Here is a 23,081-nt window from a genome sequence, read left to right on the forward strand (position 1 = left end):
AGCGTCTATTTGAAACGTCGCTCCACGCCTTTTTCGACCAGCACCTTGGCGGAGATTTCTTCCACCGAAAAATGCGTGGAGTTGATGTGCGCGATGTTCTCGCGGCGGAACAGGCTTTCCACCTCGCGCACCTCGAATTCGCACTGCGCGTAGCTGGAGTAGCGGCTATTGGGCTTGCGCTCGTGGCGAATCGCGGTGAGACGGTCCGGGTCGATGGTCAGGCCGAAGAGCTTTTCGCGATGCTGCTTGAGCGCCGCAGGCAGTTGCAGCCTCTCCATGTCATCTTCGGTCAGCGGATAGTTGGCGGCCCGGATACCGAACTGCATGGCCATGTACAGACAGGTCGGGGTTTTGCCGCAGCGCGAGACGCCGACGAGGATAATGTCGGCCTTGTCGTAATAATGCGTCCGTGCGCCATCATCGTTGTCCAGCGCGAAGTTGACCGCCTCGATGCGCTCCATGTAATTGGAGTTATGCCCGATGGAGTGCGATTTACCCACGGAGTAGGACGAGTGTGAACTAAGCTCCTGCTCCAGCGGGGCCAGGAAGGTCGAAAAGATATCGATCATGAAGCCATTGGACGTCGCCAGAATCTCGCGAATGTCCTGATTGACGATGGTGTCGAAGATGATCGGCCGCACATCGTCCTTGTCGGCGGCATTATTGATTTGTTGTACCATCGCCCGCGCCTTCTCGACACTGTCGATATAGGGCCTGGTGAACTTGTTGAACGTAATGTTTTCAAATTGTGCCAACAGGCTCTGGCCCAGGGTTTCGGCGGTGATACCCGTGCCGTCCGAGATGAAAAAAGCGGATCGTTTCATTTTTGCCCCAGGCCTTAAGCAGTTGACGAATTCTGGCTATCATAGGCGTGCTGGCCTGCCATGAGAGCCCGCAGGTGCAGCTTTTTTGCACACCTGGTTTTGAAGCACGGTTTTCAACGCCCGATCTGTACTTCCGGGCAGACACGCCTGAAGCCACACCGCATGTGGCGCAGGTGAATGAGCTTTTCCCAACAACAAACACAGTTAGTGGAGAGATCACCTTGGTAGAGTACGTAGTTTCCCTCGATAAGCTCGGCGTCCATGATGTAGAGCACGTGGGGGGCAAAAACTCGTCCCTCGGCGAGATGATCAGCAACCTCGCAGGTGCTGGTGTGTCGGTGCCCGGCGGCTTCGCGACTACCGCCCAGGCCTACCGTGACTTTCTCGAGCTCAGCGGCCTCAACGAGCAGATCCATGCTGCGCTGGACGCCCTTGACGTCGACGATGTCAACGCGCTGGCCCGCACCGGTGCGCAGATTCGTCAGTGGATCATGGAAGCCGAGTTCCCCGAGCAGCTCAACGCCCAGATTCGTACTGCGTTTGCCGAGCTGTCTGCGGGTAATCCGAACCTGGCTGTGGCCGTGCGTTCCTCCGCAACTGCCGAAGACTTGCCGGATGCGTCGTTCGCCGGCCAGCAGGAGACCTTCCTGAACATCCGCGGCGTCGAGAACGTGATCCGTGCCGCCAAGGAAGTTTTTGCTTCACTGTTCAACGACCGTGCAATTTCCTACCGCGTACACCAGGGCTTCGACCACAAGCTGGTCGCGTTGTCTGCGGGCGTGCAGCGTATGGTGCGCTCCGAAACCGGTACGGCCGGTGTCATGTTCACCCTTGACACCGAGTCCGGCTTCCGCGACGTGGTGTTCATCACCGGTGCTTACGGCCTGGGCGAGACGGTTGTGCAGGGCGCCGTCAACCCGGACGAGTTCTACGTGCACAAGGACACGCTGGCGGCTGGCCGCCCGGCGATCCTGCGTCGCAATCTGGGCAGCAAGGCGATCAAGATGATTTACGGCGAAGAAGCCAAGGCCGGTCGTTCGGTCAAGGTGATCGACGTCGAGCCTGCCGATCGCGCGCGTTTCTGTCTGAGCGATGCCGAAGTGTCCGAACTGGCCAAACAGGCGATGATCATCGAAAAGCACTACAAGTGCCCGATGGATATCGAGTGGGCCAAGGACGGTGACGACGGCAAGCTGTACATCGTCCAGGCGCGTCCGGAAACGGTGAAGAGCCGTGCATCGGCCAACGTCATGGAACGGTATCTGCTCAAGGAGACAGGCAAGGTGCTGGTCGAAGGCCGTGCTATCGGTCAGCGCATCGGCGCGGGCAAGGTGCGCATCATCAAGGACGTGTCCGAGATGGACAAGGTCCAGCCCGGCGACGTGCTGGTGTCGGACATGACCGACCCGGACTGGGAGCCGGTGATGAAGCGCGCCAGTGCAATCGTCACCAACCGTGGCGGTCGTACCTGCCACGCGGCGATCATCGCCCGTGAACTGGGCATCCCGGCAGTGGTTGGCTGCGGCAATGCCACGCAGACCCTTCAGGATGGCCAGGGCGTCACGGTCTCCTGCGCTGAGGGCGACACCGGTTACATCTTCGAAGGCGAGCTGGGCTTCGACATCAAGACCAATTCGGTCGATGCAATGCCTGATCTGCCGTTCAAGATCATGATGAACGTCGGCAATCCGGACCGTGCCTTCGATTTCGCCCAATTGCCCAATGCCGGGGTGGGTCTGGCGCGTCTGGAGTTCATCATCAACCGCATGATCGGCGTGCACCCCAAGGCGTTGCTCAACTATTCGGTGCTGCCACCGGAAATCAAGGAAAGCGTCGACAAGCGCATCGCCGGTTACCATGATCCGGTCGGTTTCTACGTCGACAAGCTGGTCGAGGGTATCAGCACCCTGGCCGCCGCGTTCACGCCGAAAAAGGTCATCGTGCGCCTCTCGGACTTCAAGTCCAACGAGTATGCGAACCTGATTGGCGGCAAGCTCTACGAGCCCGAAGAAGAAAACCCGATGCTGGGCTTTCGCGGTGCGTCGCGCTATATCAGTGAGAACTTCCGTGACTGTTTCGAGCTGGAGTGCCGTGCGCTCAAGCGTGTGCGCGAAGAGATGGGCCTGACCAACGTCGAGATCATGGTGCCGTTCGTCCGTACCTTGGGCGAGGCGAGTCAGGTGATCGATCTGCTGGCCGCCAACGGCCTGAAGCGTGGCGAAAACGGCCTGCGCATCATCATGATGTGCGAACTGCCGTCCAACGCGATTCTGGCTGAAGATTTCCTGGAGTACTTCGACGGCTTCTCCATCGGCTCCAACGACCTGACCCAGCTGACACTCGGTCTCGACCGTGACTCCGGCGTGATCGCCCACCTGTTCGACGAACGTAACCCGGCGGTCAAGAAACTTCTGTCCAACGCCATTCAGGCGTGCAACAAGGCCGGCAAGTACATCGGCATCTGCGGGCAGGGGCCTTCCGATCACCCGGATCTGGCGCGCTGGCTAATGGATCAGGGCATCGAGAGTGTGTCGCTCAACCCCGACTCGGTGCTGGAGACCTGGTTCTTCCTCGCCGAAGCACAGTCGCCTGTCTGACAGGCGGCTCGCCTGAGGCGCGGTCCTCGCAGGAGCGGGCCGCCGTGTGACGCGAACGCGGCCTGAGCCGTCATGTGGTTCAGGTGTTTGAATGAGGCGGTTTCTTCGGAAGCCGCCTTTTTTATGGCGCATCGCGAGATCCCGGAGCGCGTGGTTTCATCCCGTCTGTCAAGCCAGATAAAGAGTGATATGCAGAGCAGCAGCCAGCTTTTTCCCGTTGCCTTGATCAGCGCCGAGCGTCGTGGCGATCTGGTCGAGGACGTCTACCGTCTCAAACCTGCCAACAGTCCCGACGCCAGTGTCGAACTGGCGGTGACCCGGCTAGGGTGCGCCGATCAGCCCGATGTGCGTGGTACTCCAGTCATACTGCTGCATGGCAGCTTTTCCAACCGGCGTTTCTGGTATTCGCCCAAGGGCATCGGTCTGGGTGCGTATCTGGCGCGGGCCGGCTATGACGTGTGGATTCCCGAAATGCGCGGCCATGGCTTGTCGGCTCGCAACCTGAGTTACCGCAGCAACTGCGTGGCGGACTACGCGCGTTTCGATTTGCCAGCCATTGCCGCATTCGTCGTCGAGCAAAGCGGGCAGATACCGCACTGGATCGGCCATTCGCTGGGCGGCACCAGCCTGGCGGCAGCCTTGGGCGGTCAGTATCTGGGTGCTGATACTGCGGCGTCCGTGGCGCTGTTCGGCAGCCAGGTCAGCCGCACCTACTGGCCGCTGAAAGTCCCGCCACTGCAATGGTCTGCGAAGTTGCTGCTGAGGTCCTTCGAGCATATTTCCGGCCCGCGTTTCAAGCGCGGGCCGGAAGACGAGCCGATCGGTCTGGTTCTGGAAAGCATGCGCTGGCACGGGCTGTTCCGACGTTTCGGTGAGCGTGACAACAACTGGTGGGCAGGGTTGAGCGCGGTTCAGGTGCCGCTTCTGGCTGTCGCTGCGGCCGGCGACCAGCAGGACCCGGTGTGGGCTTGCCGTGAACTGTTCGAGCAGATCGGCAGCGCACACAGGCAATTCCTCTGCCTGGGCCGCGAATACGGCTTCAGCGAGGATTTCGACCATGTGCAGATGCTGGTCAGCAAGGCTGCGCAGCAGCAGGTCTGGCCGCGAGTGATCGAGTGGCTGGGTGAGCGTTCCGTTCCTGAACAGGTTGCAGAGTTTCAGGTCGCGGTAGGCAGTTAGCCGGTAAAGTCGCTATGGTTATGCTGATCCGGTCGTGTCTGTTTCAATAAATCGTCTGTATCAATCGCGACCCCATAGCCGATGACAGGAGTTGACCCATGCACTACCTCACCCCCGATCTGTGTGACGCCTATCCGGACCTGATCCAGGTCGTGGAGCCGATGTTCAGCAATTTTGGCGGCCGCGATTCGTTTGGTGGCCAGATCGTCACGCTGAAATGTTTCGAGGATAACTCCAAGGTCAGGGAGCAGGTCGAGCTCGACGGCAAGGGCAAGGTGCTGGTCGTCGACGGCGGTGGTTCGCTGCGTTGCGCGCTGCTGGGTGACATGCTGGCAGACAAGGCTGCCGAGAACGGCTGGGAAGGCATGTTGATCTACGGCTGCATCCGTGACGTGGATGTCATCGCCCAGACCGACCTGGGTGTCCAGGCGCTCGCCAGTCATCCGAAGAAAACCGAGAAGCGCGGCATAGGCGAACTGAATGTGCCGGTGACCTTTGGCGGCGTGACGTTCCGCCCGGGTGAGTACCTGTATGCCGACAACAATGGCGTCATCATTTCCCCATCACCCCTGACCATGCCGGAATAAGCGAAGTATCCATGTTCGATGAAGCAAACGCGCAGTGGGGGCTGGTTCATGCCCTCGTTTTGGACGGTAAGGGTGGGGCGCGTTTCATCGCTCGAACCGAGTTGCAGGACCTTGCATTGCAGCCAGAAGAAAGCCTGTGGCTGCATTGGGATCGTAGTCACCCGCAGACACATGCGTGGTTGCGCACCGGCAGCGGTCTGAGCGAGTTTGCCTGCGACCTGTTGCTGGAAGAGAACACCCGGCCGCGTTTGCTGCCGTTGCCGGAGCAGGAGCTGCTGCTGTTTCTGCGCGGCGTGAATCTGAATCCCGGTGCGGAACCTGAAGACATGGTCTCGGTGCGTATCTTCGCCGCCGCGCAGCGAGTCATCTCGCTGCGCCTGCGTCCGTTGCGTGCCACCGAGGAGCTGATTGAGCTGCTGGGGCAGGGCAAAGGCCCGAAGGGCGCCTCGGAGCTGATCCTGCACCTGGCGCAGCACCTCACCGACAAGGTTCAGGATCTGGTGGGTGAGCTGACCGAATCGGTCGATGAAGAGGAAGAAAAGAACGATGCCGACGAATGGTACAGCCCCGAGCACGGCAAGCTGCTGCATATTCGTCGGCGCGCCGCCGGCCTGCGCCGGTTCCTCGGGCCGCAGCGGGATATTTATGGCCAGCTTTCACGCATCAAGTTGTCCTGGTTTGCGCATGACGACGCTGACTACTGGAATGAGCTGAACAACAGCCTGACCCGTTACCTGGAAGAGCTTGAGCTGACCCGCGAGCGGGTGGGGCTGCTGCTGGAGTCCGAGGACCGGCGCCTGCGCGAGCACATGAACCGCACCATGTACCGCTTCGGGATCATTACCTGTATCTTTCTGCCGATGAGTTTTCTCACCGGTCTGCTGGGTATTAATGTTGGCGGCATTCCGGGTTCGAGCAGTTCGTACGGCTTCCTGGTGGCCTGTCTGCTGATCGTCGCGCTGGGCGCAGGGCAGTGGTGGTTGTTCCGCCGTTTGCGTTGGGTATAGGGCGGGCCTGTGATGGTTATTTGGCGAGCCTGTGTGACTTGTTGTTTTCGCGTCGCGTCTTTGAATGACATTACGTGAGGTGCCTGATGCACGATCCGTTTGAAGAATCTTTACGCGACATGCTCAATTCTTCATCCTCCAGCCGGGATGATGACGCATGTCTGGGACGCGTCCTGAAAACCGCCAATCGCCAGGTCGGCGCCGGTGTGTTGTTCGGGTTGCTGGGCCGCTGGTCGGAGGCGCTGATGATCGCCGTGAACAACGGCTCGGCCCACGTCTCTCCCGTTTCTCGTCGCACCTCGAACGGTGCGCGTTCTCTCGATAAGGCTGATTGAGCATGGAATTGAATCTCTGGACCCAGAGCCTTCTTGCTGCAATGACTGCATTGTGGACCAAAGTCGCAAACTTCATTCCCAACCTGTTCGGCGCCCTGGTTGTGGTGCTGCTCGGTTTTGTCGTCGCCAAACTGCTCGACGCACTGCTTTCCAAATTACTGGCCAAGCTGGGCCTTGATCGTCTGGTCGGCGGTACCGGCCTGACCAAGATCATCGGCCGCGCTGGCGTCAAGGTGCCGGTCTCCACGCTGATCGGCAAGGTCGTCTACTGGTTCGTTCTGCTTATCTTTCTCGTATCGGCCGCTGAATCTTTGGGCCTGCAGCGGGTCTCAGCGACGCTGGACATGCTGGCGCTGTATTTGCCCAAGGTATTTGGTGCCGCGCTGGTGCTGCTGGTCGGTGTGCTGCTGGCGCAACTGGTCAATGGTTTGGTGCGCGGTGCTGCCGAAGGTGTAGGGATCGACTACTCTGCCGGCCTGGGGCGAATTGCCCAGGGGCTGGTCATTATCATCAGTATTTCGGTCGCCATCAGCCAGCTCGAGGTCAAGACCGACCTGCTGAACCACGTTATTGTGATTGCGTTGATTACCGTTGGTCTGACAGTGGCGCTTGCCCTGGGCCTCGGAAGTCGCGAAATTGCCGGGCAGATCATTGCCGGAATCTACGTCCGCGAATTGTTTCAGGTCGGCCAACAGGTACAGATAGGCGATACGGAAGGGCAGATCGAGGAAATCGGTACGGTCAAGACAACGCTGCTGACAGACGAGGGGGAGCTGGTGTCGTTTTCCAATCGCATCCTGCTCGAGCAGAGAGTAAGCAGCCGTTAAGCGGTTAACCTGCTAATGTATGCCGCCAGGTTGCCGATACAGGCCATGGCGGACACTGACCTGACTGTCGGCAAGATTTGTTTTGAATAAACCTCAACCGTTTTCGACGCGCTACGATCCACGCGAGCTCTCAGATGAGGAGCTGGTTGCGCGCGCCCACGTTGAGCTGTTCAATGTGACGCGGGCCTACGAAGAATTGATGCGCCGTTACCAGAGAACACTTTTTAACGTCTGTGCACGTTATCTGGGGAACGATCGCGATGCTGACGATGTCTGTCAGGAGGTGATGCTTAAAGTGTTGTATGGGTTGAAAAATTTTGAAGGTAAATCTAAATTTAAAACCTGGCTGTACAGCATCACCTACAATGAATGCATCACGCAGTACAGGAAGGAACGGCGTAAGCGTCGCTTGATGGACGCGCTGAGTCTGGATCCACTTGAGGAAGCGTCGGAAGAAAAGGCGCCCAAACCTGAAGAACGGGGCGGACTTGATCGCTGGCTTGTGTATGTGAACCCGATCGATCGGGAGATTCTGGTGCTGCGGTTTGTAGCAGAACTTGAATTCCAGGAAATCGCTGACATCATGCACATGGGCTTGAGCGCAACGAAAATGCGTTACAAGCGGGCTTTAGATAAATTACGAGAGAAATTTGCGGGAATCGCCGAAACTTAATACGGTGCAAATATCTCTAACAAACTGGCAAGGTCTGGTAGACTTGCCGCTGAGTTGTCCCCCTGTGTGGGACTGCTTAATAATCATCAGATGGGGATTTAACGGATGAAACTGAAAAACACCTTGGGCTTGGCCATTGGTACTATTGTTGCCGCAACTTCGTTCGGCGCTCTGGCTCAAGGCCAAGGCGCGGTCGAAATCGAAGGCTTCGCCAAGAAAGAGTACTACGACAGCGATCGTAACTTCAAAAACGACGGCAACCTGTTCGGCGGCTCCGTTGGCTACTTCCTGACTGACGATGTTGAGCTGCGTCTGGGCTACGACGAAGTCCACAACGTCCGTAGCGACAGCGGCAAGAACATCAAGGGCGCAGACACTGCTCTGGACGCTCTGTACCACTTCAACAACCCAGGCGACATGCTGCGTCCATACGTATCTGCCGGTTTCTCTGACCAGAGCATCGGTCAAGACGCTCGCCGTGGCCGTGACGGTTCCACCTTCGCCAACATCGGCGGCGGCGCCAAGCTGTACTTCACTGACAACTTCTATGCCCGTGCAGGCGTTGAAGCTCAGTACAACATCGACCAAGGCAACACCGAGTGGGCGCCTAGCGTCGGTATCGGTGTAAACTTCGGCGGCGGCAGCAAGAAAGTTGAAGCAGCACCAGCTCCAGTAGCTGAAGTGTGCTCCGACAGCGACAACGACGGCGTGTGCGACAACGTCGACAAGTGCCCGGACACCCCAGCCAACGTTACCGTTGACGCTGATGGCTGCCCAGCAGTTGCCGAAGTGGTTCGTGTTGAGCTGGACGTGAAGTTCGATTTCGACAAATCCGTAGTCAAGCCTAACAGCTACGGCGACATCAAGAACCTCGCTGACTTCATGCAGCAGTACCCACAGACCACCACCACTGTTGAAGGTCACACTGACTCCGTCGGTCCTGACGCTTACAACCAAAAACTGTCCGAGCGTCGTGCAAACGCCGTTAAACAGGTTCTGGTTAACCAGTACGGTGTTGGCGCTAACCGCGTAAACTCGGTTGGTTACGGCGAATCCCGTCCAGTTGCTGACAACGCAACTGAAGCTGGCCGCGCAGTTAACCGTCGCGTAGAAGCAGAAGTAGAAGCTCAAGCTAAGTAATTAGCCGCTTGTACTGAAAAGCCCGGCTCAGGCCGGGCTTTTTTTTGCCTGCGATTTGGCGGGGCGTCTGTTCAGACGAGCCTGGGGTCAGCCGGCATTCAACTGCGCGTGGTCCATCAGGGTTTGATCGATCAGCTCATTGTTGTACGCGGCAACCGCACCGATCACCAGAATGGCGGGGCTCTTCAACTGGAAAGCGGCTGCGTCCTGTTGCATGGCATTCAGGGTGCTGCGGCATTCGCGCTGCCACGGCAGCGAAGCGTTCTCGATCATCGCCACCGGCATCTCCCCACTCATTCCGCATGCCAGCAGACTCTCGCGAATTTCCGCCAGTTTCGCCACGCCCATGTAAACCACCAGGGTGGTTCCGCCTTGCGCGAGTGCCTGCCAGTTGAGGGTGCTGTCGTCCTGAGTGTGGGCGGTGACCAGCGTTACGCCACGGCTTATACCGCGCAGGGTCAGCGAAATGCCGCACTGTGTTGCACCGGCAAGACCCGCTGTAATGCCGTTGACCAGCTCCACGGCGACACCGCGCTCCTGTAGCCATTGAGCCTCTTCACCGCCACGTCCGAAGATGCACGGATCGCCGCCTTTGAGGCGAACGACACATTTGCCCTGACGTACGTAGCGCAGCATCAGGCGATGGATGAACGCTTGCGGCGTCGAACGACAACCGCCGCGCTTGCCGACCGCGATGACCCGCGCTCCCGGACAATGTTCCAGCACTGCGGGGTTGACCAGATCGTCGATCAGCACCACATCGGCTTCAGCCAGGGCACGTACTGCCTTGAGAGTCAGCAGTTCGGGGTCGCCTGGGCCCGCGCCCACCAGCCATACTTTTGCGCTCATGCCGCATTCCTCATTCTGTAACCGCCACGGTATGGATCAGTCGTCTTATTTCCGGCACGCAGGAGCCGCACTGGGTGCCGCAGCCCAACTGTGTCTTGAGTTGATTCAGGTCCAGGCCACGCTCGATAGCGCTCATTACCGCGCTCTGGCTGACGTTCATGCAGTTGCACAAGGTCTTGTCGCGAGGCTGTGTCGAGTCTTTGCCCGGTTCGCTGCTCAACGGTGCCAACAGCCAGCGCCGCAACGAAGCCTCAACGCGCTCTTCCAGCCACAACGTCTGCAGCCAATACCGGGCAAGTGTTTCACCGGCCAGGCGAATAGCAGTAATACGTTCGCCGTCGATCCGTACCCGTTTGCCGATCGAGCGCTTGGGGTCGTCATACGCCATGACCGGTCCTTCATCCAGGCCCAGTACTTGATCAATCTGCTGCAGCAGCGCTGAATCGGGTGCTGCTGCGCTGGCGGCGCGTATCACCAGCGCCGGTCGCTCGCGTCCGGCAAGGCTCATGCTCAGATAGGTGAAGGTGTCGCACAAGGGGCGCAGCTTTTCCATCCGTTGCTGCACGTTGCCCTCGACCAGCGCAAAGAACTGCCAGGGCAGTCGGGCTTTTTCGATCCTGACGCCGGCGTGCTTGAGTTCCGGTTGCTTCGAAACCGGGTCGAAGGCTGGCTGGGTGAGAACGTTGACACCCCCCTTGAGGAACCTGTCGCCCCAATGCATCGGCACAAAAGCCTGGCCGACTGCAACGCTGTCCTCACTGCCGACCGGCAACAGCAGCTCGCCGCGCCGACTGATCAGTTTGACCAGATCGCCGGGTTGCAGGTCATGGCTGAGCATGTCCTGCGGATTGAGGCTCAGCACCGCTTCACTGACATGCCCGAACAAGCGGGCAGCGGTGCCGGTGCGGCTCATGCCGTGCCACTGATCGCGCAGTCTGCCGGTGTTGAGCGTCAGCGGGTAGTCGGCATCGCGCACTTCCCTGGCGGCGATGTAAGGTTCGGACAGAAACTGCGCCCGGCCTGAATCGGTGGGAAAGATGCCATTGTTGTACAGGCGCGGCGTGCCGCTGCTGGCGCCACGCGGGAAGGGCCATTGTTGCGGACCCTGCTGATCGATGAGCTCGCGGTCGATTCCTGACATGTCCAGATCGCGCCCGACCGTCAGGCCCTTGAACTCATCGAACAAGGCTTTGGGTGTAGCGAAGTCGAACAGCGCGGGTGCGCCGGGTTGCAGGCGTTTTTGCAGGCGCTGGGCGAAATCCACGGTGATCGCCCAGTCGGAGCGCGCTTCGCCGGGCGCCTGAATAGCTTTGCGCACGTTGGAGATGCGTCGTTCGGAGTTGGTCACCGTGCCTTCTTTCTCACCCCAGCTGGCAGCAGGCAGCAACAGATCGGCATAACGCGCGGTTTCGGTGGTCTTGAAGGCCTCCTGGAGTACCACGAACGGGCAGGTTTCCAGCGCTTGCCTGATGCGGTTCTGGTCGGGCAGTGACTGTGCCGGGTTGGTGCAGGCAATCCACAGGGCCTTGATCGTTCCATTCTGCAATTGCTCGAACAGTTCAATGGCTGAAAGGCCGGGGTTGGCAGGCAGGCTATCGACGCCCCAGTAGTCTGCAACCTCCTGACGATGCTGAGGATTTGCCGCGTCGCGATGGCCAGGCAACAGGTTGGACAGACTGCCGGTTTCACGTCCGCCCATGGCGTTGGGCTGGCCGGTGAGCGAGAAGGGACCTGCGCCGGGTTTGCCAATCTGTCCGGTCGCCAGGTGCAGGTTGATCAGCGCGCTGTTTTTCGCGCTGCCGGCCGTGGACTGATTCAGCCCCATGCACCACAGCGACAGAAAAGCCGGCGCTTCGCCCACCCATCGGGCGCAGGTGTGCAGCTGTTTCAGAGTAATACCGCAGAGGGCGGCCACGTATTCAGGTGGGTAGTCACGGGCCAGCGTGGCCAGTTCCTCATAGCCCTGCGTGTGCGCGGCAATGAACGCCGGGTCGATCAGCCGTTCGTTCATCAGTATATGAAAGATGCCGTGAAACAGCGCGACGTCCGTGCCGGGCTGAATCGCCAGGTGCAGGTCGGCCAGTTCGCAGGTGTCGGTGCGTCGTGGATCGATGACGATGAGTTTCATCTGCGGACGACGGCTTTTTGCCTCTTCCAGACGGCGAAACAGAATCGGGTGTGCGTACGCCATGTTGCTGCCGACGATCATCACACAATCGCTCAGTTCGATGTCTTCATAGCTGCACGGTGGGGCATCGGCACCCAGGCTGCGCTTGTAGCCAGCCACGGCCGATGACATGCACAGCCGTGAATTACTGTCGATATTGTTGGTGCCGATCAGTGCGCGCGCCAGTTTGTTGAACGCGTAGTAGTCTTCGGTCAGCAATTGGCCGGAAATGTAGAAAGCAACGCTGTCGGGGCCATGTGCGCGAATGCTTTCGGCGAACACATTGGCCGCATGCTCCAGAGCGGTATCCCAATCGGTGACGCTGCGCGCCAGGCCCTTGCTCAGGCGCAGTTCCGGGTACAGCGCGCGGGCTTCAATGTCGCCGGTCAGGTGCAGGCTCGACCCTTTGCTGCACAGCTTGCCGAAGTTGGCCGGGTGCTTCGGGTCGCCGCTGACACCAAGAATATGCTCGCCGTCATGTTCGATCAGTACGCCGCAGCCTACGCCGCAATAGCAGCAGGTAGACGCCGTGACCCGGGGGGTGTGGAGGGCAAGGCTGTTCATGCGCAGGCAGCCTCTGGAGCAACGGGTTTGCCGAACATCAGGTGGTCGCGAATGGCGTCGATACCCTGGCCATCACGGATCTGCTGCAAGTACCAGTTACCGTCCGCGGTGTCGCCGTACAGGCAGGCGCCGACCAGTACATCGTTCTTTATTACCAGCTTCTTGTAGATACCGCCGATGGGGTCGGAAAGGGTGATGCTTTCAGTACCTTCACCGCCGAGGAAATCCCCGGCGGAAAACAGGTCGATACCGGTGACTTTCAGCTTGGTCGAGGTGACCGAGCCCGGATAACGCGCAAAGCCCAGTTGCGCAAGGTGGTTGGCGCAGACCCGCGCCTGCTCGAACAGCGGCGCCACCAGCCCATAGGCGATGCCACGGTGGCTGACACATTCGCCAATCGCGTAGATGCGCGGGTCGTAGGTCTGCAAGGTGTCATTGACCAGAATGCCACGGTTGCAGGGCAGGCCGGCTTGCTCGGCCAATTCGGTGTTGGGCCGTATGCCTGCTGCCATGACCACCAGATCGGCGTCGATCCTGTCGCCATTGTTGAATTGCACCGCGGTTACCCGGCCCTGATCATCGCCGAGCAAGGCGTTGGTCTGTTCGTCGAGGCGAAAGCTCAGGCCGCGCTTTTCCAGCGCCGCTTGCAGCATGCGCCCGCTGGTCTTGTCCAGTTGGCGCTCCAGCAGCGTCTGGCCGTTATGCACCACCGTCACGTGCATGCCGCGCAGGCTCAAGCCGTTGGCCGCTTCCAGGCCGAGCAGTCCGCCGCCGATGACGACTGCGCGCTTGTGCGTGACGGAGGTGTCGATCATCTGCCGCGTGTGGCCGATGTCGCGATAACCGATCACACCGTTCAGCGTGTTGCCCGGGATCGGCAGTATGAACGGCCGCGAACCGGTGGCAATCAGCAGCCGATCATAATGGGCCTGGGTGCCGTCATCGGCGATCACCAGGCGTCTGATGCGGTCGATCTTCACCACGCGACGGTTGAGCAACAACTGGATACCGTTGCGTTCGTACCAGTCGAGGTCGTTGAGCACGATGTCTTCGAAATTCTGCTCGCCGGCCAGTACCGGCGACAGCAGAATGCGATTGTAATTGGGGTGTGGCTCGGCGCCGAAGACCGTGATGTGGTAAAGGTCTTCGCTCAGTTTCAGCAACTCTTCGAGTGTGCGCACGCCGGCCATGCCGTTGCCGATCATCACCAGTTTGAGTTTGGTCATCTTGCCTCCGAGTCACTGCAGCGCGTGCTCGACACGTTTCGCGCAAACAAAAAAAAGGCGTCCCGTCAGTGGCCTGACGAGGACGCCTTTGTCCGGTCCCGTTCGCTCGGGAGACGCAGCCTTCATCGTTGAGGGCGGCGTGTTATGAATTATCTGCCAGTGACCATGCAGCGCTTGTGCCAACTCGGATTTGCCAGCCTGCGCGGTGTGCAGTCGATAACCCTGGCGCTTTCTGCACTGCGTTGAGGCGCGTTGCACAGAAGCGGGGCGCAAGGGCTCAGTGGCGGCCCATTAACCAGATCACCAGCATCAGGTTGAACAGCAGAGAGAGCAACGCCAGTGTTCGCCAGACTTTCAGCGGTTCGCGTTCCAGCAGCGGACGCGGCTTTGCCACCAGCGGACGATGCTCGGCCTGCTCCAGCTCCAGCAACCACTGTTCGGCGGTTTCATAACGCTGGCTCGGGTCGGCGTGCAGTGCCTTGTCCAGGCTTTGGCTCAGCCACTGCGGCAGATCCGGTCGATAACGACTGGCAGGTATCGGTGCGCCGAAGCGACGGTGCTGAAAGGCTTCGATCTCGCCGTAAGGGTATTGCCCTGTCAGCAGGTAGTACAAGGTGACGCCTGCTGCGTACAGGTCCTGTTGCGGATGCGGTTCGGCGCCGTTGAAGGCTTCCGGTGCTATATAACTGGGTGTGCCGGGCAGGTCTTCGGTGTTGACCGCCGACAGGCCCGGGCAGAACGCCAGGCCGAAGTCCAGCAGGCGCAACTCGCCGTCTTCGGCCAGCAGCAGGTTTTCCGGTTTGATATCGCGATGGATGATGTTGCGTCGATGCAGCAGGCCCGTGGCCCGTAACAGTCGGGTGGCCAAGTCCTGCCACTGGGCCAGCGGCAACGGCCCTTTGTCGGTGAAGCGCTCGGCCATTGTGTGCCCGCGATACTCGCGCATGACGTAATACAGATGCTGACGGTCTGGCAGCGGGTGTATCTCGGGAAAAAAACGCCCGGCGACCCGACGCAGAAACCACTCCTCCAGCAGTAAACCCTGACCGGCACCGGTCTCGTCATGACGACTGGCTGGCAGGGTCTTCAGCAGCCAGGGCTGCTCATTGATATCGGTGACTCGATAAACGATGGACTGGCGTGATTGCGCCACGATGCTGACGACTTTCCAGCCTTCGAATGTCTGATCGGCCTTGAGTGCGGGTGGCAGCGGCCATTGCTGCAATTGCAGTAGCGTATCGCCCAGATCGTCCTCGCCGAGCGTGTCGACCTGAATCAGCAGGGCGCTGGCATTGTCCTGACTGCCGGCCAGGTGCGCCGCGCTGACCAGGGTTTTCACTGCCGCGTCGAGGTCGTGCTGTTCGCCCAGAATCGAGCGGATACTTGCATCGCCCAGTGCCGCCCATACGCCGTCGCTGACCAGCAGCAGGCGTTCGCCTTCACACAGCTCGCCGTCCAGGTAATCCATGACCACGTACTGATCCAGGCCCAGCGCACGTTTGAGCACATGCTGCATGTCGGCCTGTTCCCAGACGTGATCTTCACTGATGCGTTTCAGCGTTCCGGTGTGCCAGCGGTAAGCCCGGCAGTCGCCGACATGGGCGAGGGTGAAACGCCTGCCACGCAGTACCAGAGCGCTGAGGGTGGTCAACAGGCCGTTGGCCAGCAGCCAGCGATTCTGCGCCAGCAGCAGGCGATCAAGGGACTGCGCCACGCCCCAGGTTTCCGGCGTGGCGTAATAGTCGAGGGCCAGCGCCTGCAGGGTCGACTGCGCGGCCAGTGCGCCGTCGGCACATTGGCTGACGCCGTCGGCAAGGGCGAACAGATAGCCCTTGCTGGCCGCCAGTGCCGGGACTGGCGTGACCAGGCGCACGGCGTCCTGATTCTCCGCTCGCGGTCCGCTGGCGCTGAATTGAGCGAACTGCAGTTGCAGGGTCATCGGCGCTTCAGACCCGGGCCGCCGTGACCGCGGCCGAACCCCAGGTGGTTCTCCAGCGACGTTTGACGTTCAGCAGGCCGAACCAGGCCAGTATCGCCAGGCCGGCGAACAGCCACAGACCCAACTGGTAGTCGCCGGTGTTCTGTTTGATGCTGCCCAGGCCCGCCGCCAGCAGGAAGCCACCGATGCCACCGGCCATGCCGATCAAGCCGGTCATGACCCCGATTTCCTTGCGGAAGCGCTGCGGTACCAACTGGAACACCGCACCGTTGCCGGCCCCCAGGCCCAGCATCGCGGCCACGAACAACGCCAGTGCTGCCCACGAACTCGGCAGGTTGAAGCCCACGGCGGCAATGCCGATGGCGGCAACCGCATACATCACGGTCAGCGTGCGAATCCCGCCGAAACGGTCGGCCAGCGCACCACCCAACGGACGCATCAGGCTGCCACCGAACACACAGGCAGCGGTGTAGTAACCGGCAGTGATCGGGCTCAAGCCATATTGGTCGTTGAAATAGCCGGGCAGGGCGCTGGCCAGGCCAATGAAGCCACCGAACGTCACACTGTAGAAAAACATGAACCACCAACTGTCACGGTCACCCAGCGCCTTGAGGTAGTCCGCCATGGATTTGGGTTTGCTGCGTTGCGGGGCGTTGCGGGCCATCAGGGTGAAGGCGATCAGGGTCAGAACCAGCGGGATCAGCGCCAGGCCGAAGACGTTGCCCCAGCCGAAACTGGCGGCCAGCACCGGCGCGATTAGCGCGGCCAGTACAGTGCCGGAGTTGCCCGCACCGGCGATACCCATGGCCTTGCCCTGGTGCTGCGCCGGATACCATTGCGACGCCAGGGGCAGCGCGACGGCGAACGAAGCACCGGCCATGCCGAGGAACACGCCCAGTACCAGCACCTGGCCGTAGGTGTGAATGCCCAATTGCCAGGCACCCAGCAGCGCGCCGATGACGATCACCTGGCCGATGATTCCGGCGGTTTTGGGCGACAGTTGGTCGGCCAGCAGGCCCATGAAAAAGCGCAGCACCGCGCCCGCCAGAATCGGCGTGGCGACCATCAGGCCACGTTGCTGAGTGGTCAGGTGCAGGTCAGTGGCAATCTGTACCGCCAGTGGGCCCAGCAGGTACCAGACCATGAAACTCAGGTCAAAATAGAGAAAGGCCGCGAACAGGGTCGGTTTGTGGCCTGCCTTCCAGAAGCTTGTATCCATGTGCACACCTCATCATCTGCTAGTTAGTCAGTCGGGCCATGACCGCGACACGGGTGGTTCAGACGCTGTGGTGGAGTGTTCCGAATGACGGCGACTCCACCGGCCCCTTCGCCGGGGCCAAAACGCAAAAAACGTCGCCTCTCTGTCCACGGGGCGGAAAGAGATGAGCGACGTCTTTGTCGTAAAAGGTGATAGCCGCCGTTGGCTACCGGTGCGATTGCATTAGCAATAGACGGGCCAATGGTCGTGCAGGCGCGTCAGCCATAGTTGCAGACAGGTTGTATGGCTTTCAGAGACTGCGAGCAGACTGATGTATGACCTCGAACCGGGCGTGGGCCATCAGGCGCGCTGCAAAAAAGGGCGTGGCGGCGAAAAGCCAGATAACGGCTTGCACAGTCCGTATCAGTCAACAGAAACAGGCAGTTAACAGGGTTTAAGTATGTTTTATTAAAGTTCAAACTATTTAATATTATTTAATGTGCCATCAGTTTTGCGTGTAAGTACTGTCATTGTGATGCTGTTTCGATACGCAGCTATGGTGGCCTTAATATATATAATTTAATGCGCAGCTCTCGCAGTTGTACGATAGCAACGCTGTAAATATTTAATTTACTTTGCGTGGCATCTCTGAGAACATCGCTTCTGTTGCGACGTGTGACGCTTATTAAAAAGGTGGTTTCACTTTTCAATCCGGTAATCTGTAGTTGCAGTTTGCCAGTCAATCTCGATAAATGCTTACTTTGAAAGAAGTCATCGGCTACTCGCTCTTTTATCGGCGTCCGGCTGTCCTCGACACCTGAATGCCCGACACACTCTGCACCTCGGCATTGCACGCATGCCTGCCGTGTTGCCTTCCTATACGCGCTGCTTGTACAGGCGCCAGCAAAGGACATCATCATCATGAGTAACATCAATTACGCACCTACCATCTGGTCCCGTGCCGATGCGTTGAAGGTCAATGAAAATGACCCGACCACCACGCAGCCATTGGTAAAAGCGGACTTTCCGGTCATGAGTGATAAGGTCTTCATCTGGGACACCATGCCGTTGCGAGAGCTTGACGGCACGGTGGTCTCAGTCAACGGCTGGTCGGTTATCGTCACACTGACGGCTGATCGCCATCCCGATGACCCGCAGTATCTCGGCGCCAACGGCCGCTACGACATCAAGCGCGACTGGGAAGATCGTCATGGGCGGGCGCGCATGTGCTACTGGTATTCGCGCACCGGCAAGAACTGGATCTTCGGTGGCCGGGTCATGGCCGAAGGCGTGTCGCCCACCACCCGTGAGTGGGCGGGCACACCGGTATTATTGAATGACAAGGGTGATATCGATCTTTACTACACCTGCGTGACACCGGGGGCGACCATTGCCAAAGTGCGCGGCCGTATTGTGACGTCCGATCAGGGCGTGGAGTTGAAAGACTTTACCCAGGTCAAAAAACTGTTCGAGGCCGACGGCACTTATTATCAAACCGAAGCGCAGAACTCGACGTGGAACTTCCGCGACCCGAGTCCGTTTATTGATCCCAATGATGGCAAGTTGTATATGGTCTTTGAAGGTAATGTGGCCGGTGAACGCGGTACGCATACCGTTGGCGCTGCAGAACTTGGCCCGGTGCCACCCGGCCATGAAGAAGTGGGGGGTGCGCGTTTTCAAGTGGGCTGTATCGGCCTGGCAGTTGCGAAAGATCTCAGCGGAGAAGAGTGGGAAATACTACCGCCACTGGTGACTGCGGTGGGCGTCAATGACCAGACTGAACGTCCGCATTATGTCTTTCAGGACGGCAAGTATTATTTATTCACCATTAGTCACAAGTTTACGTATGCCGACGGTGTGACCGGGCCGGACGGCGTTTACGGTTTTGTGGGCGAGCATTTGTTCGGGCCTTACCGGCCGATGAACGCTTCCGGACTGGTGCTGGGCAATCCGCCTGCACAGCCATTCCAGACGTACTCCCACTGTGTGATGCCCAACGGCCTGGTGACTTCGTTCATCGACAGCGTGCCCACCACCGGCGATGACTACCGTATCGGCGGCACCGAGGCGCCGACGGTCAGAATCCTGTTGAAGGGCGACCGCTCGTTCGTGCAGGAAGAGTATGACTACGGCTACGTCCCGGCGATGAAGGATGTGCAGTTGAGCTGACAGGCTGCGCCCCTGTAAACGCGGAAGAACGCCTGTGCGGGCAGGCGTTCTTCCTGGCTTCAGCCCAGCAGTTCGCTCATTGCGATAATCTGCTCGGCCACCTGAATCAGCTTCTGCTGACGACTCATTGCCTGACGTCGCATCAGCGTATAAGCCTCTTCTTCGTTGCAATCCTTCATCTTCATCAGTAGCCCCTTGGCCAGCTCGATGCGCTTGCGCTCGGCCAGTTGCTGATCGCGGGCATGCAATTGCGCACGCAGCGCCTGATCGCTTTCAAAGCGGGCCATTGCCACATCCAGAATTGGTTGCAGCCGTTGTGCCTGAATCCCCTCGACGATATAAGCGCTGACCCCGGACTTGATGGCCTGGCGCATCACGCCTGGATCGTGCTCGTCGGTGAACATCACGATGGGACGTGGCTGGTCGCGGCTGACCAGCACCACCTGCTCCATCACGTCGCGACCTGGCGATTCAGTGTCGATGAGGATGACGTCCGGGCGCACGGCTTCGACGCGTGCGGGCAGGTCGATGATCAGGCCGGATTCGTCGATCACGTCGAAACCGGCCTCTATCAAGGCTGACTTGAGGCGACCGACCTTTTTGGCGGTGTCATTGATAAGCAGGATACGCAGCATGGTCACGTTCTCCGTCAACGACTGGCCACAGCGGGCGCGTCGTCGGCCAGCGAATGGAGCTTGAAGCTACGCGCGTAGCCCGCCGGATCGCTGCCGTCCCAGATCCTGCCATCGATCAGCTGACTGCTGCGCATGGTTGCGGCGGGTACGTCGATGCCCAGCGCGCTGGCCGCCTGACGGTACAGGTCGAGTTGCTGGACGCGACTGGCGACCGCCAGGTAATCCGGGTCTTCGCGCAACAGGCCCCAGCGTCGGAACTGGGTCATGAACCACATGCCGTCGGACAGCCAGGGGTAGTTGACCTGTCCTTGGGCATGGAAGCTGACCGCGTGAGGGTCTTGCCAGCGATTGCCGAGACCGTCGCTGTACTGACCGAGCAGGCGCGGCTCGATGCAGTCCACTGAGGTGTCCAGGTAATCGGCACCGCTGAGAAGTTGTGCGGTGCTGCGCCGGTTATGATCGTTTTCCTCGATGAAGCGGCTCGCTTCCAGTACGGCCATGATCAGCGCTCTGGCGGTATTGGGGTTCTGCTCGACGAACTCACGGGTACAGCCCAGCACCTTGCCCGGGTGATCCGGCCAGATCGACTGGCTGGTGGCCATGGTGAAGCCCAGTTGCTGCTGAACGGCGCTGGCGCCCCAGGGTTCGCCGACGCAGAAACCGTCGATGCGCCCAGCCTGCAGGTGTTGCGCCATTTGCGTGGGCGGCACCACGACACTGGTCACATCATCGAGCGGATGAATGCCCTGACTGGCCAGCCAGTAGTAGAGCCACATGGCGTGGTTGCCGGTGGGGAAGGTCTGCGCGAAGGTCAGCCTTGATCCGCTTTGGTGCGCGCGTTTGTCCAGTGCTTCAGGAGTGATCACGCCCGCCTGCTGCAACTCGCGGGACAGGTTGATGCACTGGCCGTTCTGGTTGAGCCCCATGAGGATGGCCATGTCGGCCGCCGGGCCACCGCTGATGCCCAGTTCCACCGCATAGATCAGACCGTACAGGCTGTGTGCCGCCTGCAACTGCCCGCTGACCAGCCTGTCGCGCAGCCCGGCCCAGGAGGTCTGACGCTCGAGGTTCAGGCTCAGGCCGTAAGGCTGGGCGAAACCCTGAGTGGCCGCGACCACCAGCGGGGCGCAGTCGGTCAATGCCATGAAGCCCACGTCCAGGCTGTTCATTTCCGGGGCGTCGCTACCGGCCACCCAGTCCAGCGCATTACCGGTTCGTTCGTTCATCGCGCGTGCTTCATCAAAGGTCCGTCCAGAAAAAAGGCGTCGTCCGACCCATTGCAATGCAAGTGTCGAAGCGACGCCGTTGTCCATGCACCGCTCCGCCGTTGGAGTGAGTGCCGATAGCGGTTTCAAGCAAGGCATATGCCATCGCCGGGGAGGGGCGAGCAACAAGTTTGTCGCGCGCCTCGCCTGACAGGCCCGCACACGTCTATAATCGCCACCCTGAATTCAGCTGCTCACGAGCCCATCCCGCCATGTATAACCTGGCCCGCCAGTTACTGTTCAAACTTTCCCCGGAAACCTCTCATGACCTGTCGCTGGACCTGATCGGTGCAGGCGGACGGCTGGGCCTCAATGGCCTGCTGAGCAAGTCCCCGGCGAAGTTGCCGGTCAGTGTGATGGGCCTTGAATTTCCCAACCCTGTTGGGCTGGCAGCCGGCCTGGACAAGAATGGTGCAGCCATCGATGGCTTCGCGCAACTGGGCTTCGGGTTCGTCGAGATCGGCACAGTGACGCCACGTCCTCAGCCGGGCAATCCCAAACCGCGTATTTTCCGCCTGCCCAACGCCGAGGCGATCATCAATCGCATGGGCTTCAACAATCTGGGTGTCGACAACCTGGTGTCCCGTGTCGAAGCGGCAAAATATCGAGGCGTTCTGGGCATCAATATCGGCAAGAACTTCGACACGCCGGTCGAGCGTGCGGTCGACGATTACCTGATCTGTCTGGACAAGGTCTATGCCCATGCCAGCTACGTTACGGTCAACGTCAGTTCGCCCAATACGCCGGGGCTGCGCAGCCTGCAGTTCGGCGACTCGCTCAAGCAACTGCTCCAGGCCCTGAGCCTGCGCCAGCAGGAGCTGACGCAACGGCATGGCAGGCGTGTGCCGCTGGCGATCAAGATTGCCCCGGACATGACCGACGAAGAGACCGTGCTGGTGGCCGCAGCCCTGATCGAGTCCGGTATGGACGCAGTCATCGCCACCAACACCACGCTTAGCCGCCAAGGCGTCGAAGGCCTTCCGCATGCTGATCAGGCAGGCGGCTTGTCGGGCGCGCCGGTTCGGGAAAAAAGCACGCACATCGTCAAGGTCCTGGCCGGTGAGCTCGCGGGGCGTCTGCCGATCATCGCCGCAGGCGGGATCACCGAAGGCCGACACGCCGCCGAGAAGATCGCTGCGGGGGCCAGTCTGGTGCAGATCTATTCGGGGTTCATCTACAAGGGCCCTGCGCTGATTCGCGAGTCGGTGGATGCCATTGCGGCGATGCCTCGCGCCGCACGCTGAACCCGGGGTAAAAAAAAGGGGCTCTGCAAGAGAGCCCCTGGGCGTTGGCCCGCCGCCCGGGTCGGGCGTGCATGGTGCAGGTGTGAATCAGTCAATCATGTGTGTGGCCCGACAGAGGCCGAAAGTCTTTGATGTGAATCGCCTCATCCGACCGCGTGAAGTTCGTTGAGTCTGTGGATGCCCGCAGTGCCGGTCATACCGTCCCAGTTGTCGCCGCGTCCTTCGCGCCAGCCATTGATCCATGCCTGGCGTACTGACGGTAGAGTAAAAGGGCAAAGCTCACGGGATTTACCATGAACGCCGTATTGATATCCGCGTAAAAATGCTCTTTCCAACGGATCACGCTTAAGTCTTCTCATAGGGTAATGCCCTCGTCTGTTGACTGTAATATCCCTGAGACCCCGTGATGAGGTCGGGCAGAATCTTCTGCCGTTGGGGCCCGCTGCCGGCGTCGCGGGCCTTGATGCCACCACCATTGCGGCGATGACCTGAGACGATTTCTAACCAAAGCGCAGGGCGGTGTGAATGATCGTTTTGTCATAAGCACGTCACATTCAGGTCTGTCGAGCAATAAGCGATGATCTGTTTCAAGCATGATTTTTTCTGCAGCCCCTTGAACATGGGCGTTTGCAGGCTAATTGAAATCGCTTATCAGG

Annotated in this window: 19 protein-coding genes; 10 read left to right on the forward strand and 9 right to left on the reverse strand. The window is 59.8% G+C overall.

The window, feature by feature from the left end; translation table 11 throughout:
* Positions 1–5 precede the first annotated feature (5 nt).
* Entirely contained in the window at positions 6–824 is an 819-nt protein-coding gene (gene ppsR, locus ACW55A_RS16675) for a posphoenolpyruvate synthetase regulatory kinase/phosphorylase PpsR (RefSeq protein ID WP_003347114.1), read from the reverse strand.
* Between the two features lie 221 nt (positions 825–1,045).
* Here ppsR and ppsA point away from each other — a divergent pair, with 221 nt between their 5' ends.
* From ppsA to ACW55A_RS16715, 8 genes are all read left to right on the forward strand, one after another.
* Positions 1,046–3,421 carry a phosphoenolpyruvate synthase gene (gene ppsA, locus ACW55A_RS16680; protein WP_455807768.1) on the forward strand — a complete coding sequence of 792 codons (2,376 nt, stop codon included), beginning with the start codon at positions 1,046–1,048 and terminating at the stop codon, positions 3,419–3,421.
* Positions 3,422–3,610: 189 nt separating this feature from the next.
* Positions 3,611–4,600 (forward strand): alpha/beta fold hydrolase, encoded by a 990-nt coding sequence (locus ACW55A_RS16685; protein ID WP_498811054.1) that lies wholly within the window; start codon positions 3,611–3,613, stop codon positions 4,598–4,600.
* Between the two features lie 98 nt (positions 4,601–4,698).
* The gene (gene rraA, locus ACW55A_RS16690; protein WP_498811055.1) at positions 4,699–5,187 is read left to right on the forward strand and encodes a ribonuclease E activity regulator RraA; all 489 of its coding nucleotides are present in this window, start codon (positions 4,699–4,701) and stop codon (positions 5,185–5,187) included.
* Between the two features lie 11 nt (positions 5,188–5,198).
* On the forward strand, positions 5,199–6,194 hold the full coding sequence (cmaX, locus tag ACW55A_RS16695; RefSeq protein ID WP_003366851.1) for a divalent cation transporter CmaX: 996 nt from the start codon (positions 5,199–5,201) through the stop codon (positions 6,192–6,194).
* Positions 6,195–6,280: 86 nt separating this feature from the next.
* Positions 6,281–6,529: a hypothetical protein gene (locus tag ACW55A_RS16700; protein WP_003433041.1), complete on the forward strand. Its 249-nt coding sequence runs from the start codon at positions 6,281–6,283 to the stop codon at positions 6,527–6,529.
* Between the two features lie 2 nt (positions 6,530–6,531).
* A complete protein-coding gene (locus ACW55A_RS16705; RefSeq protein ID WP_003315687.1) occupies positions 6,532–7,356 on the forward strand; it encodes a mechanosensitive ion channel family protein in 825 nt (274 codons plus the stop codon).
* 82 nt (positions 7,357–7,438) lie between these two features.
* Positions 7,439–8,029 carry an RNA polymerase sigma factor SigX gene (gene sigX, locus ACW55A_RS16710; protein ID WP_003315686.1) on the forward strand — a complete coding sequence of 197 codons (591 nt, stop codon included), beginning with the start codon at positions 7,439–7,441 and terminating at the stop codon, positions 8,027–8,029.
* A gap of 105 nt (positions 8,030–8,134) precedes the next feature.
* Positions 8,135–9,169, forward strand: coding sequence for an OmpA family protein (locus ACW55A_RS16715; RefSeq protein WP_003366856.1), 1,035 nt, complete (start codon positions 8,135–8,137; stop codon positions 9,167–9,169).
* Between the two features lie 87 nt (positions 9,170–9,256).
* Here the strand turns inward: ACW55A_RS16715 and cobA are convergent, their stop codons facing one another.
* The 5 genes from cobA to ACW55A_RS16740 all read right to left on the reverse strand — a co-directional run bounded on the left by cobA (position 9,257) and on the right by ACW55A_RS16740 (position 17,133).
* Entirely contained in the window at positions 9,257–10,018 is a 762-nt protein-coding gene (gene cobA / locus ACW55A_RS16720; RefSeq protein ID WP_455807766.1) for a uroporphyrinogen-III C-methyltransferase, read from the reverse strand.
* Between the two features lie 10 nt (positions 10,019–10,028).
* Positions 10,029–12,749: a nitrate reductase gene (locus tag ACW55A_RS16725; RefSeq protein WP_455807765.1), complete on the reverse strand. Its 2,721-nt coding sequence runs from the start codon at positions 12,747–12,749 to the stop codon at positions 10,029–10,031.
* Positions 12,746–13,975 carry an NAD(P)/FAD-dependent oxidoreductase gene (locus ACW55A_RS16730; protein ID WP_003433036.1) on the reverse strand — a complete coding sequence of 410 codons (1,230 nt, stop codon included), beginning with the start codon at positions 13,973–13,975 and terminating at the stop codon, positions 12,746–12,748. The genes ACW55A_RS16725 and ACW55A_RS16730 overlap by 4 nt, the downstream gene beginning before the upstream one ends.
* A 277-nt stretch (positions 13,976–14,252) precedes the next feature.
* Positions 14,253–15,914 carry a bifunctional protein-serine/threonine kinase/phosphatase gene (locus ACW55A_RS16735; RefSeq protein WP_455807764.1) on the reverse strand — a complete coding sequence of 554 codons (1,662 nt, stop codon included), beginning with the start codon at positions 15,912–15,914 and terminating at the stop codon, positions 14,253–14,255.
* A 7-nt stretch (positions 15,915–15,921) separates the two neighbouring features.
* Positions 15,922–17,133 carry a nitrate/nitrite transporter gene (locus tag ACW55A_RS16740; RefSeq protein WP_003433035.1) on the reverse strand — a complete coding sequence of 404 codons (1,212 nt, stop codon included), beginning with the start codon at positions 17,131–17,133 and terminating at the stop codon, positions 15,922–15,924.
* Positions 17,134–18,033: 900 nt separating this feature from the next.
* Between ACW55A_RS16740 and ACW55A_RS16745 the strand changes: the two genes are divergently transcribed.
* Positions 18,034–19,281, forward strand: coding sequence for a glycoside hydrolase family 68 protein (locus ACW55A_RS16745; RefSeq protein ID WP_004410489.1), 1,248 nt, complete (start codon positions 18,034–18,036; stop codon positions 19,279–19,281).
* Positions 19,282–19,340: 59 nt separating this feature from the next.
* Here ACW55A_RS16745 and ACW55A_RS16750 read toward each other — a convergent pair whose 3' ends face one another.
* A complete protein-coding gene (locus ACW55A_RS16750; protein ID WP_044308275.1) occupies positions 19,341–19,916 on the reverse strand; it encodes an ANTAR domain-containing response regulator in 576 nt (191 codons plus the stop codon).
* 14 nt (positions 19,917–19,930) lie between these two features.
* A complete protein-coding gene (locus tag ACW55A_RS16755; protein WP_065350071.1) occupies positions 19,931–21,142 on the reverse strand; it encodes a CmpA/NrtA family ABC transporter substrate-binding protein in 1,212 nt (403 codons plus the stop codon).
* Between the two features lie 251 nt (positions 21,143–21,393).
* Between ACW55A_RS16755 and ACW55A_RS16760 the strand changes: the two genes are divergently transcribed.
* Positions 21,394–22,425, forward strand: a complete 1,032-nt coding sequence (locus ACW55A_RS16760) for a quinone-dependent dihydroorotate dehydrogenase (RefSeq protein ID WP_003346110.1) — start codon at positions 21,394–21,396, stop codon at positions 22,423–22,425.
* A gap of 143 nt (positions 22,426–22,568) precedes the next feature.
* Here the strand turns inward: ACW55A_RS16760 and rmf are convergent, their stop codons facing one another.
* Positions 22,569–22,901, reverse strand: coding sequence for a ribosome modulation factor (gene rmf, locus ACW55A_RS16765; protein ID WP_499140490.1), 333 nt, complete (start codon positions 22,899–22,901; stop codon positions 22,569–22,571).
* Positions 22,902–23,081: the final 180 nt, after the last annotated feature.

This window comes from Plantibacter cousiniae (nom. nud.), from assembly GCF_977070315.1.